This is a genomic window from Bordetella petrii, assembly GCF_017356245.1.
In the GTDB taxonomy this organism is placed as follows: domain Bacteria; phylum Pseudomonadota; class Gammaproteobacteria; order Burkholderiales; family Burkholderiaceae_B; genus Bordetella_A; species Bordetella_A petrii_D.
The window spans coordinates 2,246,756-2,263,483 of sequence record NZ_JAFMZZ010000001.1 but is presented as its reverse complement, the minus strand read 5'-3'; the positions used below and the strand labels follow the sequence as shown (position 1 = coordinate 2,263,483).

Here is a 16,728-nt window from a genome sequence, read left to right as displayed (position 1 = left end):
CCTTCCTTCCGCCGATCCGTTTCCCGATGTCCCACGATTCTCCGCGCCACGACTCAGCCGCTCCCGCCCTCACCACTCCCATCATCCTGCTGATGTCGGCGGCCACCGGCCTGATCGTCGCCAGCAATTACTACATGCAGCCGCTGCTGCACACCATCGGCGAACAGTTCGGCCTGTCCGAAACGGCCGCCGGCGGCATCGTCACCACCGCGCAGCTGTCGTACGCCGCCGGCCTGCTGCTGCTGGTGCCGCTGGGCGACATGATCGAGCGGCGCGCCCTGATTACGGCCATGACGGCGCTGGGCGCGGTGGGGCTGCTGCTGTCGGCGTTTTCCAACAGCCTGGCGATGCTGCTGGCCGGCACGGCCATTACCGGCTTCCTGTCCGTCGTGGCGCAGGTGCTGGTGCCGTTCGCGGCCACGCTGGCCTCGCCCCAGCAGCGCGGCAAGGCCGTCGGCACGGTCATGAGCGGCCTGCTGCTGGGCATCCTGCTGGCGCGCACCTTCGCCGGCATGCTGGCCGGCCTGGGCAGCTGGCGCACGGTCTACTGGGTGGCGGCCGTGCTCGTGCTGGCCATGGCGGGCGCCCTGTGGCGCGTGCTGCCGCGCTACAAGACCACCGTCGACCTGCACTACGCCGGGCTGCTGGCCTCGATTTTCCATTTGTACACGCGCGAACCGCTGTTCCGCGGGCGTTCGGTGCTGGGCGCGCTGATCTTCGCCTCGTTCAGCATGCTGTGGACGCCGCTGACCTTCCTGCTGGCCAACCCGCCCTATTCTTATAGCGACGGCGCCATCGGCCTGTTCGGCCTGGCCGGCGCCGCCGGCGCCATTGCCGCCAACCGCTATGGCCGGCTCAGCGACCGCGGCCTGGGCAACCTGGCCACCCGCGCCGGCCTGGCCCTGCTGCTCGGCTCGTGGGGTCTGCTGGCGCTGGGCGAGCATTCGCTGACCGCCCTGCTCGCCGGCATCCTGGTGCTCGACATGGCGATCCAGGGCGTGCATGTCACCAACCAGAGCACCATCTACCGGCTGCGGCCCGATGCGCGCAGCCGCCTCACCGCCGGTTACATGACTTCGTACTTCATCGGCGGGGCGGCGGGTTCGCTGGCGTCGGCGGCCCTGTACACGCACGCCGGCTGGCTGGGCGTGGCGGCCGGCGGGGCCGCGGTCAGCGCGGCGGCGCTGGCCTACGCCGTCTGGGCGCCGGCGGCGCGCATCCCCGAAATCCCGCCCACGCCTGCCCGGGCGTAGGTACTTCTATAATCAGTAGTGGTTTGACCGTCGCCGCCTTTGCGCCGCGCCGGCCCTTTCCCATTTACCGAAACGCGCACGAGTCCATGCAGGAACGCTACAGTCCCACCGCCGTCGAAGCCGCCGCCCAACAAGACTGGCAGGCCCGCGACGCCTATCGCGTCACCGAACACGCCAAGAACGCCGACGGCACCGAAAAGCCCAAGTTCTATGCCTGCTCGATGCTGCCCTATCCCAGCGGCAAGCTGCACATGGGCCACGTGCGCAACTACACCATCAACGACATGATGGCCCGGCAGCTGCGCATGCGCGGCTACAACGTGCTCATGCCCATGGGCTGGGACGCCTTCGGCATGCCGGCCGAGAACGCCGCCATCAAGTCCAAGGTGCCCCCGGCCAAATGGACCTACGACAACATCGCCTACATGAAGAAGCAGATGCAGGCGATGGGGCTGGCCATCGACTGGTCGCGCGAAATGTGCGCCTGCGATCCCAAATATTACAAATGGAACCAATGGCTGTTCCTGAAGATGCTTGAAAAGGGCATCGCCTACCGCAAAACCCAGACTGTCAACTGGGATCCGGTCGACCAGACCGTGCTGGCCAACGAACAGGTCATCGACGGGCGCGGCTGGCGCTCGGGCGCCCCGGTCGAAAAGCGCGAAATCCCCGGCTACTACCTGCGCATCACCGACTACGCCGACGAACTCCTCGATCAGGTCCGCTCGGGCCTGCCCGGCTGGCCCGAGCGCGTGCGCATCATGCAGGAAAACTGGATCGGCAAGTCCGAGGGCCTGCGCTTCGCGTTCCCGCATACCATCGCCGGCGCCGACGGCCAGCTCATCCAGGACGGCAGGCTGTACGTCTTCACCACGCGCGCCGACACCATCATGGGGGTCACCTTCTGCGCCGTGGCGCCCGAACACCCGCTGGCCGCGCACGCCGCCGCCTCCAACCCCGCGCTGGCCGACTTCATCGAACAGTGCAAGCTGGGCGGCACCACCGAAGCCGAGATCGCCACCCGCGAAAAGGCCGGCATGCGCACCGGCCTGACGGTCACGCATCCGCTTACCGGCGCCCAGGTCGAAGTCTGGGTCGGCAACTACGTGCTCATGAGCTACGGCGACGGCGCCGTCATGGGCGTGCCCGCGCACGACGAGCGCGACTTCGCCTTCGCCCGGAAATACCAGTTGCCCATCCGGCAGGTGGTGGCCCTGGAAGGCAAAACCTATTCCACTGACGCCTGGCAGGAATGGTACGGCGACAAGCAAAGCGGCCGCACCGTCAATTCCGGCAAATACGACGGCCTGTCGTACGCCGAGGCCGTCGACGCCATTGCGGCCGACCTGGCCGCGCAGGGCCTGGGCGAAAAGCAGACCACCTGGCGCCTGCGCGACTGGGGCATCTCGCGCCAGCGCTACTGGGGCACGCCCATCCCCATCATCCACTGCCCCGAGTGCGGCCCCGTGCCCGTGCCCGAGCAAGACCTGCCGGTCGTGCTGCCCGACGACCTGATCCCCGACGGCAGCGGCAACCCGCTGGCCAAGAACGAAGCCTTCCTGTCCTGCCGCTGCCCCAGCTGCGGCAAGCCCGCGCGGCGCGAAACCGACACGATGGACACCTTCGTCGATTCGTCGTGGTACTTCATGCGTTACACCTCGCCCGGCAACGACCAGGCCATGGTCGATGCCCGCAACGATTACTGGATGCCCATGGACCAGTACATCGGCGGCATCGAGCATGCCGTGCTGCACCTGCTGTACGCGCGCTTCTGGACGCGCGTCATGCGCGACCTGGGCCTGCTGAATTTCAGCGAGCCCTTCACCAAGCTGCTGTGCCAGGGCATGGTGCTCAACCATATCTATTCGCGCAAGAACGCGCAGGGCGGCATCGAATACTTCTGGCCCGAAGAAGTCGAGAACCTCTACGACGCCAAGGGCGCCATCACCGGCGCCCGCCTGAAAAGCGACGGCTCCGACGTCAACTACGGCGGCGTGGGCACCATGTCCAAGTCCAAGAACAACGGGGTCGATCCGCAGGCGCTCATCGATACGCTGGGCGCCGACACCGCGCGCCTGTTCGTCATGTTCGCCAGCCCGCCCGAGCAAACGCTCGAATGGTCCGACTCCGGCGTCGAAGGCGCCAACCGGTTCCTGCGCCGCCTGTGGTCGCACTGCCATGCGCAGCACGAAGCGGTGGCGCGCGGCCTGGCGGCCGGCGCCGACTGGGCCCAGGCCCCCGCGCCGGTCAAAGACCTGCGCCGCGAAGTCTATGGCCTGCTCAAGCAGGCCGACTACGACTACCAGCGCATCCAGTACAACACGGTGGTGTCGGGCTGCATGAAAATGCTCAACGCCCTCGACGACGCCAAGCTGCCCGAAGGCGCCCACGCCGACGCCGCGCGCGCCGAAACACTGGGCGTGCTGCTGCGCGTGCTGTACCCCGTGGTGCCGCACGTCACCTGGCTGCTGTGGCGCGACCTGGGCTACACCCACGCGCTGGGCGACCTGCTCGACGCCCCGTGGCCGCACGTCGACGAGGCCGCGCTGGTGGCCGACGAAATCGAGCTCATGCTGCAGGTCAACGGCAAGCTGCGCGGCGCGATCCGCGTGGCCGCCAAAGCGTCCAAGGCCGACATCGAGCAGATCGCCGCGGCCCAGGAAGAAGTCGCCCGTTTCCTTGAAGGCCGTCCGCCCAAGCGCGTCATCGTCGTGCCGGGCAAGCTGGTCAACGTCGTAGGCTAAGAGGTTCTGCATGCAGATTGCCCCGCAACGTCCGCAACGCTTCCCTGCCCGCTGGCTGCTGCGCGCCGCCAGCCTGGCGGCCGTCATGCTGCTGGCGGCGTGCGGTTTCGCAATGCGCGGCGTCACCCCGCTGCCCTTCGACACCCTGTACGTCGGCATTGCCGACAACAGCCGGTTCGGCGCCGACGTCCGGCGGGCGCTGCGCGCCGCCTCGCCCAACACGCGCCTGGTCGACCAGCCCGACCAGGCGCAGGCCATCCTGCAGCAGGTACGCAACCAGCGCACGCTGCGCGAGGTCTCGCTGAATGCGCAGGGCCGGGTCGAAGAATACGAACTGGGCATCAACTTCACCTTCCGCCTGATCACCAACAAGGGCGTGGCCATCCTGCCCGACACCACTCTGTCGGTCTACCGCGAAATGCCCTACGACGATCAGGTCGTGCAGGCCAAGCAGGGCCAGATCGAAAGCCTGTACCTGTCGATGCAGCAATCGCTGGTCAGCCGCCTGCTGCGCCGCCTCACCGCGGCCGACGTGCGCAACGCCGCCGAAGCCGCTGCGCGCGGCGAAAGCGATCCCGACGCGCCCGTCTTCGACCCCAACGCGCCGCCATCCGATGCCGGGCCCGAAACCTGGCAAACGCCCGGCTCGCCCGGCACCGGCGCCTGGTAAAGCATGGCACAGGCGCTCGATGCCGACCGGCTGGCCGACCACCTGCAGCGCGCGGGCCAGCGCCTGGCGCCGCTGTACACGGTGTCGGGCGATGAACCCCTGCTCGTCACCGAGGCCGTCGACGCCTTGCGCGCCGCGGCGCGCGAGGCCGGCTACACCGACCGCACCAGCATGGTCATGGACGCCCGCAGCGACTGGAGCGCCGTCGCCGCCGCCACGCAAAGCGTGTCGCTGTTCGGCGACCGCCGGGTGCTGGAAATCAAGCTGCCCACCGGCAAGCCCGGCAAAACCGGCGGCGACACCCTGATGCGGCTGGCCGAGCAGGCCGCGCGGCAGCCCGACCCCGACACGCTGGTCTTGGTGGCCCTGCCCCGCCTCGACAAAACCACCCGCGACGCCAAATGGGCGCAGGCCCTGGCGCAGGGCGGCATCATGGTCGACCTGCCCACCATCGAACGCGGCCGCCTGCCGGCCTGGATCGGCTCCCGCCTGGCGCGGCAAAACCAGCGCGCCGACAACGCCACCCTGCAATGGATGGCCGACAAGGTCGAAGGCAACCTGCTGGCCGCCCACCAGGAAATCCTGAAGCTGGGCCTGCTCTATCCAGAAGGCCAGCTGGCGGCCGAAGACGTCGAACGCGCCGTGCTCAACGTGGCCCGCTACGATGTCTTCGGCCTGCGCGACGCCATGCTGGCCGGCGACGCGCCGCGCACGGTGCGCATGCTGGCCGGCCTGCGCGCCGAAGGCGAGGCGCTGCCGCTGGTGCTGTGGGCCGTCGGCGACGAAATCCGCCTGCTGGCGCGCGTGGCCGAGGCCCGCGCCAGCGGCCAGGATGCCGGGGCCACCATGCGCCGGCTGCGCATTTTCGGCGCCCACGAACGCCTGGCGCTGCAGGCCCTGGGGCGCGTGCCCGCGCGCGCCTGGCCAGCGGCCGTGCAACATGCCCACGAGGTCGACCGCCTCATCAAGGGGCTGTCGGTGCCCGGCCGCCTGGCCGACCCCTGGGAAGAAATGGCCCGCCTGGCCCTGCGCGTGGCGGCCGCCGGCCGCTCATGAGCGCCGCCGCGGCACGCTACACTTGAACTCTCTGCCGGCGCATACCGCGCCGCCGCCGCAATCATGCAAGATTCCGTGATGCCCGCTACCGACATCGACACCGCCATGCTGGCCCTGGGCGAAAATGCCCGCCGCGCTTCGCGCGCCATGATGCGCGCCACCGGCGCCGCCAAGAACCAGGCCCTGCACGCCATGGCCGAAGCGCTGCGCGACAAGCGCGCCGAACTCCAGGCCGCCAATGCGCAGGATGTCGACGCCGCGCGCGCCAACGGCCTCGAAGCGGCCCTGCTCGACCGCCTGACGCTGTCCGACAAGGCCATCGACCGCATGGCCGAAGGCCTGCTCCAGGTGGCCGCGCTGCCCGACCCCATCGGCAGCACCACCGCCAGCGCCCTGCGCCCCAACGGCATGCGCGTGGCGCAAATGCGCGTCCCGCTCGGCGTCATCGGCATCATCTACGAATCGCGCCCCAACGTCACCATCGACGCGGCGGCGCTGTGCCTGAAATCCGGCAACGCCACCATCCTGCGCGGCGGCAGCGAAGCGCTGCATTCCAATGTGGCGCTGGGCCGCATCGTGCAGGCCGGCCTGCAGGCGGCCGCGCTGCCGGCCGAAGCCGTGCAGGTCGTCGGCACCACCGACCGCGCCGCGGTCGGCAAGCTGATCACCATGACCGAACACATCGACGTCATCGTGCCGCGCGGCGGCAAGGGCCTGATCGCCCGCCTGGCCAGCGAAGCGCGCGTGCCGCTCATCAAGCACCTGGACGGCAACTGCCACGTCTACATCGACGCGGCGGCCGACCCCCAAAAAGCGCATTCCATCGCCTTCAACGCCAAGACCTACCGCTACGGCATCTGCGGCGCCATGGAAACCCTGCTGATCGACGCCGGCGTGGCCGTGTCCATCCTGCCGCGCCTGGCGGCGGCCTTCAGCGCGCATGGCGTCGAGCTGCGCGGCTGCCCGCGCACGCTCGACATCGTGCCGTCCGCCACGCCCGCCAGCGACGAAGACTGGGGCACCGAATACCTGGCGCCCATCCTGGCGGTGCGCATCGTCGATTCGCTCGACCAGGCCATCGAACACATCGCGCGCTGGGGCTCGGGCCATACCGACGCCATCGTCACCGAAGACCTCTCGGCCGCGCAGCGGTTCCAGCGCGAGGTCGATTCCGCCTCGGTCTACGTCAACCTGCCCACCTGCTTCGCCGACGGCTTCGAGTACGGCCTGGGCGCCGAAATCGGCATTTCCACCAATCGGCTGCATGCGCGCGGTCCGGTCGGCCTCGAAGGCCTCACCACCCTGAAATGGGTGCTCAACGGAGACGGCCAGACCCGCGGCTGACCCACCCACATCCTTACACGCACTACCTGATTCCGGATTTCCATGCCCACGCAAGTCCTGGCCTACGCCTTCAGCCTCGTCACGCTCTGCTTCCTGGTCTGCTGCCTGTGCGGCATCCTGCTGTTCTTTGTACGCACCGACCACATTAACAAGGCAATGCAGCATCCGCTGCTCAAGCACGGGCCGTTCCGCCGCTTTCCCCTGGTGGTCAAAACCACCATCTTCCAGGACTACTTCTTCCGGCTGGCCTTTCCCGGCTTCAATTTCGGGCTGTTCGCCCATGCCAACCGGCAGCTTGCCCACGTCGACCCCAAGCAGGTGCCGTTCAGCATCAAGGCGCCCATCGTGGGGTTCTGGGCCTCATGCTGGGTGGGCCTGGCGGCCATGATCGCCGTCTGGGTCATCCTGATGATGTACCGCTGAGCCCCCGCTCATCGTCTTCTTCGAACACCTGCACAATAGCGTCGGCGATGGCGCGCACGCGCGCGCTGCGGCTGAGGTCGCCATGCAGCACCAGCCACAGGTCATACGATTCGGCGCGTTGCGGCCATAGGCGCACCAGGGCCGGATACGTGCCGGCCATCATCACGGGCAGTTCGCCGATGCCCAGCCCCCGGGCCACGGCTTCCAGCATCATCAGGCCCGAATTCACCTCCAGCACCACCTGGCCGTTGCGCGTGGGTTCGCCGCAGAACGCATCGAACCGGCTGGGGATCGCGGTGCGCTGGTAAGCCACCAGCCGGTGCCCGGCGAAGGCCGTGCCCGGCCGGGGTTCGCCATGAGCCTGCACATAAGCCGCCGACGCATACAGCCCCATCTCGCGGCGCGCCAGGTGGCGGTAGATCAGGTCGGGGTTGTCGGGCCGCACATTGCGCACGGCGATGTCGGCCTCGCGGCGGGTCAGGTTGGTGATCTGCGTAGAGGTCGACAGCACCACCCGGATGGCCGGGTGCTCGGCCTGCACCCGCTTGAAGGCTTCCAGCAGATAGTGGCGTCCCAGGGTGTCCGACGTGGCTACCCGCACCACTCCCGACAGGCGCGTGTCCAGGCCCTGCATCTGGCGCTGCAGCTGATCGGCCGCCTGCTCCATGCGCTCGGCGGCCGTGAAAGCCAGTTCGCCCGCCGCCGTGGGCACGTATCCGCCCGGCGTGCGCAGGAACAGCCGTGCCTGCAGCGATGCCTCGATGGCCGCCAGGCGTCGGCCCGCCGTGGCCTGGTCGACCTGCAGCACCGCGGCCGCCCCGCGCAGGGTGCCGACCCGGTAGATGGCCAGGAAAACGCGCGCGTCATCCCAGTTCATGAAGGTTCCCGGACACCAGGCCGATCCGCGCCGCGCCGTCGGCCCACGCCAGCGCACACGCGCATGATGCAAATTTGCATTTCATTCCAGCGATTCTACTGGTTTTTTGCATCACTCGAAGTCCGTACCATGCCAGTCTTCAATCCTCTGGAATACCCGCCATGCGCAGTACCTGCCCTTCTTCCCTGGCCGTGGCCGCGCCCGCCGCCGGCGCCGCCTTTTTTCCCTTGCTGGCGCTGGCCATCGGCTGTGTCATGGCCATGCTGGATGTCACCGTGGTCAACGTGGCCCTGCCCAGCATCGGCGCCCAGCTCAGCACGCCGCTCAGCGGCCTGGTGTGGATCGTCGACGGCTATACGCTGGCCTTCGCCGCCCTGCTGCTGGCGGCCGGCGCGCTGTCCGACCGCTATGGGGCCAAGCCCGTATACCTAGCGGGCCTGGCGCTGTTCACGCTGGCCTCGCTGCTGTGCGGCGCCGCGCCCGACAGCGGCCTGCTGGTCGCCGCCCGCCTGCTGCAGGGCCTGGGCGCCGCCTTGTTCATGCCCAGTTCGCTCAGCCTGCTGATGCATGCCTACCAGGCGCCAGAGGTGCGCGGCCGGATGCTGGCAGCCTGGTCCGCCATCATCACCGTGGCAGCCACCGCGGGGCCGCTGGCGGGCGGCATGCTGATCAACGAATTCGGCTGGCGCAGCATTTTCCTGATCAACCTGCCGCTGGGGCTGGCGGGGCTGTGGCTGGCGCACGCCCACCTGGCCTCGCCCGCGGCGCGGCCGCGGCCGCTGAACCTGGCCAGCCACGTGCTGGGCATCGGCATGCTGGGCCTGGCCAGCTACGCGCTGATCCAGGGCAACGTCCATGGCTGGACAGCGCCGCGCATCGTGGCGGCCGGCCTGTGTGCCGTGGCCTGCGGCGCGGCGCTGCTGGCGCGCGAAAGGCGCCATGCCCATCCCATCGTGCCGCGCGCCCTGTCGCGCACGCCGGGCTACCTTGCCACCAATACATACGGCTTCCTGATCAGCTTCTCGGTATACGGCCTGATCTTCCTGCTCAGCCTGTATGTGCAGCAGGCCCTGGGAGCCGACGCCTTGCAGGCCGGCCTGCAATTGCTGCCCGTGTTCGGCGTGTTCTCGATCGGCAACCTGGCTGCCGGCAGGCTGGCCGCACGCTGGGGCGCGCGCGCCACCATGCTGGCAGGCGCCGCCGTCGGGGCGCTGGCCGGTATCGCCACCGCCATGCTGTACACGCCCGACTCGCCATACCTGCTGCTGGTCGTCCTGCTGGCCATCGGCAACCTAGCCACCGGCGCCGCCATTCCGGCCATGACGGCGCTGGCCCTGCAGATCGGCGGCGCCGCACACGCCAACAGCGCGGCGGCGGCCTTGAACGCCAATCGCCAGGCAGGCGCCCTGGTAGGCGTGGCGGCCATCGGCAGCGTGCTGCATGCCCTGCCCGACTGGCATGCCAGCCTGCCGGTCGCCATGGCGCTCATCGCGGCGGCCTATGCAGCCAACGTCGTGATCGCGGCACGCTACTTGCGGCATGGCACTGGCCAGGAAAGCCCGGCGTCTTAAAATGCCGGCATACCGGCCAATTTTCCATCTCATCCAGGTGCCCGCCCATGCCAGACATTCAGCATCACGAACAGCAAGGCCGTTTCGACACCCAGGTCGACGGCCAGCTCTGCGTTCTCGATTACCAATTGCGCGACGGCATGATGATCATCCAGCACACCGGCGTTCCGCCGGCCGTAGAAGGCCGCGGCATCGCCGCCCAGCTGACGCGCGCGGCGCTGGACACGGCCCGGCAGCGCGGCTGGCGCGTGCGGCCGGTCTGCTCTTACGCAGCGGCCTACATCAAGCGCCATCCCGAATATCAGGATCTGGCCGCCTGATGGGCAAGCCCGCGCCGGCGGCGCCATGCGCCTGCCCGTGCGGCAGCGGCCTGGCCTACTCCGCCTGTTGCGAACGCTGGCACCGGGGCCCGCAGCACCTGTGCGCGCCCACGGCCGAAGCCCTGATGCGGTCGCGCTACAGCGCCTTCGTGCTCGACGCCCTGCAGTACCTGCTGGATACCTGGCACCCCGACACCCGCCCCAGCCAGCTTGACCCGAACCCGGCCGACCTGAAATGGCTGGGCCTGCAAGTCAGGCAGCACATACAACAAGACACCGACCATGCCAGCGTCGAATTCGTGGCGCGCTGCCGCCAGGGCGGCCGCGCCACGCGCCTGCACGAGATCAGCCGCTTCGTGCGCCACGACGGCCGCTGGTTCTATCTGGACGGCCAGCACCGTTAACACGCCGCAGGGCGCTATACCCCGGGACGGGATGCGCCTGGCGTTTTCCCGGAGCGTCTCAGCCACTTGGCCACGTGCCGCCTGCCGCCCACCAGAAGCACGGCGCCCACGATCCATACCCACAACGGAACTGCCGGCTCGGGGGCAGGCTGAGAGGCCGCGCCGAAAACTACCGCATGCATGATGCGTCCGGGCATGAAGGTAAAGAACATGGCCAGCAGCAAGGCATTATAAAAAGCGGCCTTCATCAGGCCGGCGTGCAACGCCACCTTGCGGCGCCGGATTGCCCGGTACGCACGAACCAGTAATACCAGCGTCACCACCGACAGGATATGAATCGGGCTCCATGCGCCCCAGGTACGCAGCTCATGGATGAAAAACGAGGACAGCACCGCCACCAGCATCACGACAAGCCACCCGCGGCCCATCCAGCGATGCACGGTATTGCCCTTTTGGCGAAGCAATACGATTACCCCCAGGGCGAGGGCGATCATGGCTGTCCAGGCATGCACCTGGATCATGGCCGATGCGGAATTCAAGGGTTCCAGGCTCATGGGCGCAGACTAGCACTTGCGCCAGGCCCGGCATATTCAAAATAACCCTTTATCCGCGCCAGGGCAGGCAGTACGGCGGGTCAATGAAGGCGAGCCCGCAAAGACAAAACCCCAGCACGGATGCGTGCTGGGGTTTTGTGGGATAAGAGCCTGACGATGACCTACTTTCACAGACGGGAAGTCCACTATCATCGGCGCGAAGGCGTTTCACTGTCCTGTTCGGGATGGGAAGGAGTGGGTCCACCTTGCTATGGTCGTCAAGCGTAGCTGGCTGGGCGGGCTGCGAAGGGCAGCGCGCCCGGAATTGGAAGAAGCACATCGAGCTGGCCAGGCGCGTTGGCCTGGCAGCGATTGTGAAGGTATTTATCTATTGAACGGCACTCGAACGCTATCTCATACCAGGTCTTGTATAAAACCCGCAGAGTTATAGGATCAAGCCGCACGGGCAATTAGTATCGGTTAGCTCAACGCATTACTGCGCTTCCACACCCGACCTATCAACGTTCTGGTCTCGAACGACCCTTCAGGGGGGTCTAGCCCCCGGGATACCTAATCTTCAGACGAGTTTCCCGCTTAGATGCCTTCAGCGGTTATCTCTTCCGTACTTAGCTACCCGGCAATGCCATTGGCATGACAACCGGTACACCAGAGGTACGTCCACTCCGGTCCTCTCGTACTAGGAGCAGGCTCCGTCAAGTATCCAACGCCCACGGCAGATAGGGACCAAACTGTCTCACGACGTTTTAAACCCAGCTCACGTACCTCTTTAAATGGCGAACAGCCATACCCTTGGGACCGGCTACAGCCCCAGGATGAGATGAGCCGACATCGAGGTGCCAAACACCGCCGTCGATATGAACTCTTGGGCGGTATCAGCCTGTTATCCCCAGAGTACCTTTTATCCGTTGAGCGATGGCCCTTCCATTCAGAACCACCGGATCACTATGTCCTGCTTTCGCACCTGTTCGACTTGTCAGTCTCACAGTCAAGCACGCTTATGCCATTGCACTATCAGCACGATTTCCGACCGTACCTAGCGTACCTTCGAACTCCTCCGTTACGCTTTGGGAGGAGACCGCCCCAGTCAAACTGCCTACCATGCACTGTCCCCGATCCGGATAACGGACCAAGGTTAGAACCGCAAACAAACCAGGGTGGTATTTCAAGGTCGGCTCCACCGAATCTGGCGACTCGGTTTCCGCGCCTCCCACCTATCCTACACAGGCCGGTTCACAGTCCAATGCAAAGCTACAGTAAAGGTTCATGGGGTCTTTCCGTCTAGCCGCGGGTAGATTGCATCATCACAAACACTTCAACTTCGCTGAGTCTCAGGAGGAGACAGTGTGGCCATCGTTACGCCATTCGTGCAGGTCGGAACTTACCCGACAAGGAATTTCGCTACCTTAGGACCGTTATAGTTACGGCCGCCGTTTACCGGGGCTTCGATCAAGAGCTTGCACCCCATCACTTAACCTTCCGGCACCGGGCAGGCGTCACACCCTATACGTCGACTTTCGTCTTGGCAGAGTGCTGTGTTTTTAATAAACAGTCGCAGCCACCGATTCTCTGCGGCCCCTTCAAGCTCTGCGCGCAGGCGCATCACCCTACCGGGGCATACCTTCTCCCGAAGTTACGGTATCAATTTGCCGAGTTCCTTCTCCTGAGTTCTCTCAAGCGCCTTGGAATATTCATCCCGTCCACCTGTGTCGGTTTGCGGTACGGTCTCGTACAGCTGAAGCTTAGAGGCTTTTCTTGGAACCACTTCCAATCACTTCGATCCACATGGGATCTCGTGCCACACCCTTGAATTACGCGCCCGGATTTGCCTAAAGCGCCTTCTCCAATGCAGCAACAGGGACATCCAACACCCTGATGACCTTCCGCGATCCGTCCCCCCATCGCACTGTACGACGGTGCTGGAATATTAACCAGCTTCCCATCAGCTACGCATCTCTGCCTCGCCTTAGGGGCCGACTCACCCTGCGCCGATGAACGTTGCGCAGGAAACCTTGGACTTACGGCGAGGGGGCTTTTCACCCCCTTTATCGCTACTCATGTCAGCATTCGCACTTCTGATACCTCCAGCAGCCTTTACAAGCCACCTTCGCAGGCTTACAGAACGCTCTCCTACCGCGTGTACTAAAAGTACACACCCGCAGCTTCGGTTTATCGCTTGAGCCCCGTTACATCTTCCGCGCAGGACGACTCGATCAGTGAGCTATTACGCTTTCTTTAAAGGATGGCTGCTTCTAAGCCAACCTCCTGACTGTCTATGCCTTCCCACTTCGTTTCCCACTTAGCGATAATTCGGGACCTTAGCTGGCGGTCTGGGTTGTTTCCCTCTTGAGTCCGGACGTTAGCACCCGGTGCTCTGTCTCCCAAGCTGGACTTGCGGGTATTCGGAGTTTGCCATGGTTTGGTAAGTCGCCATGACCCCCTAGCCATAACAGTGCTCTACCCCCCGCAGTCATACTTGAGGCACTACCTAAATAGTTTTCGGAGAGAACCAGCTATTTCCAGATTTGTTTAGCCTTTCACCCCTATCCACAGCTCATCCCCTAGTTTTTCAACACTAGTGGGTTCGGTCCTCCAGCACGTGTTACCGTGCCTTCAACCTGGCCATGGGTAGATCATCTGGTTTCGGGTCTACACCCAGCGACTGATTCGCCCTATTCGGACTCGCTTTCGCTACGCCTTCCCTATTCGGTTAAGCTCGCCACTGAATGTAAGTCGCTGACCCATTATACAAAAGGTACGCCGTCACCCCATTAAGAGGCTCCGACTGTTTGTATGCATACGGTTTCAGGATCTATTTCACTCCCCTTCCGGGGTTCTTTTCGCCTTTCCCTCACGGTACTGGTTCACTATCGGTCGATCACGAGTATTTAGCCTTGGAGGATGGTCCCCCCATCTTCAGACAGGATTTCACGTGTCCCGCCCTACTTCTCTTACGCCTAGTTCCACAAACCAGATTTCGTCTACAGGGCTATCACCTGCTACGGCCGGACTTTCCATTCCGTTCGACTACCTGATCTGCTAAATCGTAAAGGCTCTTCCGATTTCGCTCGCCACTACTTTCGGAATCTCGGTTGATGTCTGTTCCTCGAGTTACTGAGATGTTTCAGTTCACCCGGTTCGCCTCCGCACACCTATGGATTCAGTGTGGGATACCGCTTACGCGGTGGGTTTCCCCATTCGGACATCTGCGGATCAAAGCTTGTTTGCCAGCTCCCCGCAGCTTTTCGCAGGCTACCACGTCCTTCATCGCCTGTGATCGCCAAGGCATCCACCATATGCACTTAGTCGCTTGATCCTATAACACTACCGTCTTATAGGACGCTGATATGTTTCGCGTTTGTGCCGTTCATAAGTTTCAAAGCAGCTCTGATCATCCTTCGATCAGACCTTGAGAACTTGGAACTAAATCTATGCAATCACAACCCGTGCTCATATTCACCAGGCGCACCCGGCTACTTCATGAACACACTTTCGTTGTGCTTCTTCCAAATTGTTAAAGAACTCGTATAGCTTCATTGGGCAAAACCCAACGCGTAAGACTGACTCGCAACCCTACGCGTTGGCCTCTGGGCTCAATGGTGGAGGTGAACGGGATCGAACCGATGACATCCTGCTTGCAAAGCAGGCGCTCTCCCAGCTGAGCTACACCCCCATACCCCAACACGGATCCTCCGCATCGCGATACCTGGTGGGTCTGGTTGGATTCGAACCAACGACCCCCGCCTTATCAAGACGGTGCTCTAACCGACTGAGCTACAGACCCAAAAAACCCTCTTCGGATCAGCAGTCAGGATTGCGGCTCAGGGAGGCATTCCCCTCTCACCCACGCTCACAACCGATCCCAGCTACACATACAAACAACCGATAAGCGTGGACGCTTCAAGCAATAACAGCCAGCTCTTAAAGGAGGTGATCCAGCCGCACCTTCCGATACGGCTACCTTGTTACGACTTCACCCCAGTCATGAATCCTACCGTGGTAATCGCCCCCCTTGCGGTTAGGCTAACTACTTCTGGTAAAACCCACTCCCATGGTGTGACGGGCGGTGTGTACAAGACCCGGGAACGTATTCACCGCGACATGCTGATCCGCGATTACTAGCGATTCCGACTTCACGCAGTCGAGTTGCAGACTGCGATCCGGACTACGATCGGGTTTCTGGGATTGGCTCCCCCTTGCGGGTTGGCAGCCCTCTGTCCCGACCATTGTATGACGTGTGAAGCCCTACCCATAAGGGCCATGAGGACTTGACGTCATCCCCACCTTCCTCCGGTTTGTCACCGGCAGTCTCATTAGAGTGCCCTTTCGTAGCAACTAATGACAAGGGTTGCGCTCGTTGCGGGACTTAACCCAACATCTCACGACACGAGCTGACGACAGCCATGCAGCACCTGTGTTCCGGTTCTCTTGCGAGCACTGCCAAATCTCTTCGGCATTCCAGACATGTCAAGGGTAGGTAAGGTTTTTCGCGTTGCATCGAATTAATCCACATCATCCACCGCTTGTGCGGGTCCCCGTCAATTCCTTTGAGTTTTAATCTTGCGACCGTACTCCCCAGGCGGTCAACTTCACGCGTTAGCTGCGCTACCAAGGCCCGAAGGCCCCAACAGCTAGTTGACATCGTTTAGGGCGTGGACTACCAGGGTATCTAATCCTGTTTGCTCCCCACGCTTTCGTGCATGAGCGTCAGTGTTATCCCAGGAGGCTGCCTTCGCCATCGGTGTTCCTCCGCATCTCTACGCATTTCACTGCTACACGCGGAATTCCACCTCCCTCTGACACACTCTAGCCCGGTAGTTAAAAATGCAGTTCCAAGGTTAAGCCCTGGGATTTCACATCTTTCTTTCCGAACCGCCTGCGCACGCTTTACGCCCAGTAATTCCGATTAACGCTTGCACCCTACGTATTACCGCGGCTGCTGGCACGTAGTTAGCCGGTGCTTATTCTGCAGGTACCGTCAGTTGCCCCAGGTATTAACCAGAGCCGTTTCTTTCCTGCCAAAAGTGCTTTACAACCCGAAGGCCTTCATCGCACACGCGGGATGGCTGGATCAGGGTTGCCCCCATTGTCCAAAATTCCCCACTGCTGCCTCCCGTAGGAGTCTGGGCCGTGTCTCAGTCCCAGTGTGGCTGGTCGTCCTCTCAAACCAGCTACGGATCGTCGCCTTGGTGAGCCTTTACCCCACCAACTAGCTAATCCGATATCGGCCGCTCCAATAGTGCGAGGCCCGAAGGTCCCCCGCTTTCCCCATAAGGGCGTATGCGGTATTAGCTACGCTTTCGCGTAGTTATCCCCCGCTACTGGGCACGTTCCGATACATTACTCACCCGTTCGCCACTCGCCGCCAGACCGAAGTCCGCGCTGCCGTTCGACTTGCATGTGTAAAGCATCCCGCTAGCGTTCAATCTGAGCCAGGATCAAACTCTTCAGTTCAATCTCTGTAGTTCGCGCACCACTGCCTCAGCAATGGCACTTCGCTCAAAGAAAATGAGGT

Annotated in this window: 11 protein-coding genes, 2 tRNA genes and 3 rRNA genes; 9 read left to right on the top strand and 7 right to left on the bottom strand. The window is 63.9% G+C overall.

Annotated features, from left to right (window positions below; translation table 11 throughout):
• Window positions 1-26 precede the first annotated feature (26 nt).
• The 6 genes from J2P76_RS10940 to J2P76_RS10915 all read left to right on the top strand — a co-directional run bounded on the left by J2P76_RS10940 (window position 27) and on the right by J2P76_RS10915 (window position 7,490).
• On the top strand, window positions 27-1,253 hold the full coding sequence (locus J2P76_RS10940) for an MFS transporter (protein ID WP_207407215.1): 1,227 nt from the start codon (window positions 27-29) through the stop codon (window positions 1,251-1,253).
• An 86-nt stretch (window positions 1,254-1,339) separates the two neighbouring features.
• Window positions 1,340-3,997 carry a leucine--tRNA ligase gene (leuS, locus tag J2P76_RS10935; protein ID WP_207407213.1) on the top strand — a complete coding sequence of 886 codons (2,658 nt, stop codon included), beginning with the start codon at window positions 1,340-1,342 and terminating at the stop codon, window positions 3,995-3,997.
• 10 nt (window positions 3,998-4,007) lie between these two features.
• The gene (gene lptE, locus J2P76_RS10930) at window positions 4,008-4,667 is read left to right on the top strand and encodes an LPS assembly lipoprotein LptE (RefSeq protein ID WP_207407205.1); all 660 of its coding nucleotides are present in this window, start codon (window positions 4,008-4,010) and stop codon (window positions 4,665-4,667) included.
• Window positions 4,668-4,670: 3 nt separating this feature from the next.
• On the top strand, window positions 4,671-5,723 hold the full coding sequence (gene holA / locus J2P76_RS10925) for a DNA polymerase III subunit delta (protein ID WP_207407203.1): 1,053 nt from the start codon (window positions 4,671-4,673) through the stop codon (window positions 5,721-5,723).
• A gap of 78 nt (window positions 5,724-5,801) precedes the next feature.
• Window positions 5,802-7,067 (top strand): glutamate-5-semialdehyde dehydrogenase, encoded by a 1,266-nt coding sequence (locus J2P76_RS10920; protein WP_431603419.1) that lies wholly within the window; start codon window positions 5,802-5,804, stop codon window positions 7,065-7,067.
• 42 nt (window positions 7,068-7,109) lie between these two features.
• On the top strand, window positions 7,110-7,490 hold the full coding sequence (locus tag J2P76_RS10915; RefSeq protein WP_207407199.1) for a hypothetical protein: 381 nt from the start codon (window positions 7,110-7,112) through the stop codon (window positions 7,488-7,490).
• Here the strand turns inward: J2P76_RS10915 and J2P76_RS10910 are convergent.
• Window positions 7,468-8,367: a LysR family transcriptional regulator gene (locus J2P76_RS10910; RefSeq protein WP_207407198.1), complete on the bottom strand. Its 900-nt coding sequence runs from the start codon at window positions 8,365-8,367 to the stop codon at window positions 7,468-7,470. The two genes, J2P76_RS10915 and J2P76_RS10910, sit on opposite strands and share 23 nt — an antisense overlap.
• A gap of 161 nt (window positions 8,368-8,528) precedes the next feature.
• On the opposite strand from J2P76_RS10910, the gene J2P76_RS10905 reads away from it, so the two are divergent.
• From J2P76_RS10905 to J2P76_RS10895, 3 genes are read left to right on the top strand one after another with little or no spacing between them, the layout of a single operon-like run.
• Window positions 8,529-9,938 carry an MFS transporter gene (locus J2P76_RS10905; RefSeq protein WP_207407196.1) on the top strand — a complete coding sequence of 470 codons (1,410 nt, stop codon included), beginning with the start codon at window positions 8,529-8,531 and terminating at the stop codon, window positions 9,936-9,938.
• Between the two features lie 47 nt (window positions 9,939-9,985).
• Window positions 9,986-10,258 (top strand): GNAT family N-acetyltransferase, encoded by a 273-nt coding sequence (locus tag J2P76_RS10900; protein WP_207407194.1) that lies wholly within the window; start codon window positions 9,986-9,988, stop codon window positions 10,256-10,258.
• Window positions 10,258-10,662 carry a YchJ family protein gene (locus tag J2P76_RS10895; RefSeq protein ID WP_207407192.1) on the top strand — a complete coding sequence of 135 codons (405 nt, stop codon included), beginning with the start codon at window positions 10,258-10,260 and terminating at the stop codon, window positions 10,660-10,662. Before J2P76_RS10900 ends, J2P76_RS10895 begins: the two co-directional genes overlap by 1 nt.
• A gap of 14 nt (window positions 10,663-10,676) precedes the next feature.
• Here J2P76_RS10895 and J2P76_RS10890 read toward each other — a convergent pair whose 3' ends face one another.
• From J2P76_RS10890 to J2P76_RS10865, 6 genes are all read right to left on the bottom strand, one after another.
• Entirely contained in the window at window positions 10,677-11,216 is a 540-nt protein-coding gene (locus J2P76_RS10890; RefSeq protein ID WP_207407190.1) for a DUF2306 domain-containing protein, read from the bottom strand.
• 148 nt (window positions 11,217-11,364) lie between these two features.
• Window positions 11,365-11,478 (bottom strand): 5S ribosomal RNA (gene rrf, locus J2P76_RS10885).
• Between the two features lie 166 nt (window positions 11,479-11,644).
• Window positions 11,645-14,529, bottom strand: a 23S ribosomal RNA gene (locus J2P76_RS10880).
• A gap of 281 nt (window positions 14,530-14,810) precedes the next feature.
• Window positions 14,811-14,886, bottom strand: a tRNA-Ala gene (locus J2P76_RS10875).
• 34 nt (window positions 14,887-14,920) lie between these two features.
• Window positions 14,921-14,997: transfer RNA gene (locus tag J2P76_RS10870), tRNA-Ile, on the bottom strand.
• Window positions 14,998-15,136: 139 nt separating this feature from the next.
• Window positions 15,137-16,667, bottom strand: a 16S ribosomal RNA gene (locus J2P76_RS10865).
• Together the 16S, 23S and 5S rRNA genes with 2 tRNA genes alongside form the textbook arrangement of a ribosomal RNA operon.
• Between the last annotated feature and the right edge of the window lie 61 nt (window positions 16,668-16,728).

Excerpts from the sequence above, each read along its gene's own strand:
- holA (WP_207407203.1), top strand. The coding sequence starts at position 4,671 with ATGGCACAGGCGCTCGATGCCGACCGGCTGGCCGACCACCTGCAGCGC.
- leuS (WP_207407213.1), top strand. The coding sequence starts at position 1,340 with ATGCAGGAACGCTACAGTCCCACCGCCGTCGAAGCCGCCGCCCAACAA.
- lptE (WP_207407205.1), top strand. The coding sequence starts at position 4,008 with ATGCAGATTGCCCCGCAACGTCCGCAACGCTTCCCTGCCCGCTGGCTG.
- J2P76_RS10900 (WP_207407194.1), top strand. The coding sequence starts at position 9,986 with ATGCCAGACATTCAGCATCACGAACAGCAAGGCCGTTTCGACACCCAG.
- J2P76_RS10895 (WP_207407192.1), top strand. The coding sequence starts at position 10,258 with ATGGGCAAGCCCGCGCCGGCGGCGCCATGCGCCTGCCCGTGCGGCAGC.
- J2P76_RS10915 (WP_207407199.1), top strand. The coding sequence starts at position 7,110 with ATGCCCACGCAAGTCCTGGCCTACGCCTTCAGCCTCGTCACGCTCTGC.
- J2P76_RS10890 (WP_207407190.1), bottom strand. The coding sequence starts at position 11,216 with ATGAGCCTGGAACCCTTGAATTCCGCATCGGCCATGATCCAGGTGCAT.
- J2P76_RS10905 (WP_207407196.1), top strand. The coding sequence starts at position 8,529 with ATGCGCAGTACCTGCCCTTCTTCCCTGGCCGTGGCCGCGCCCGCCGCC.
- J2P76_RS10920 (WP_431603419.1), top strand. The coding sequence starts at position 5,802 with ATGCCCGCTACCGACATCGACACCGCCATGCTGGCCCTGGGCGAAAAT.
- J2P76_RS10940 (WP_207407215.1), top strand. The coding sequence starts at position 27 with ATGTCCCACGATTCTCCGCGCCACGACTCAGCCGCTCCCGCCCTCACC.
- J2P76_RS10910 (WP_207407198.1), bottom strand. The coding sequence starts at position 8,367 with ATGAACTGGGATGACGCGCGCGTTTTCCTGGCCATCTACCGGGTCGGC.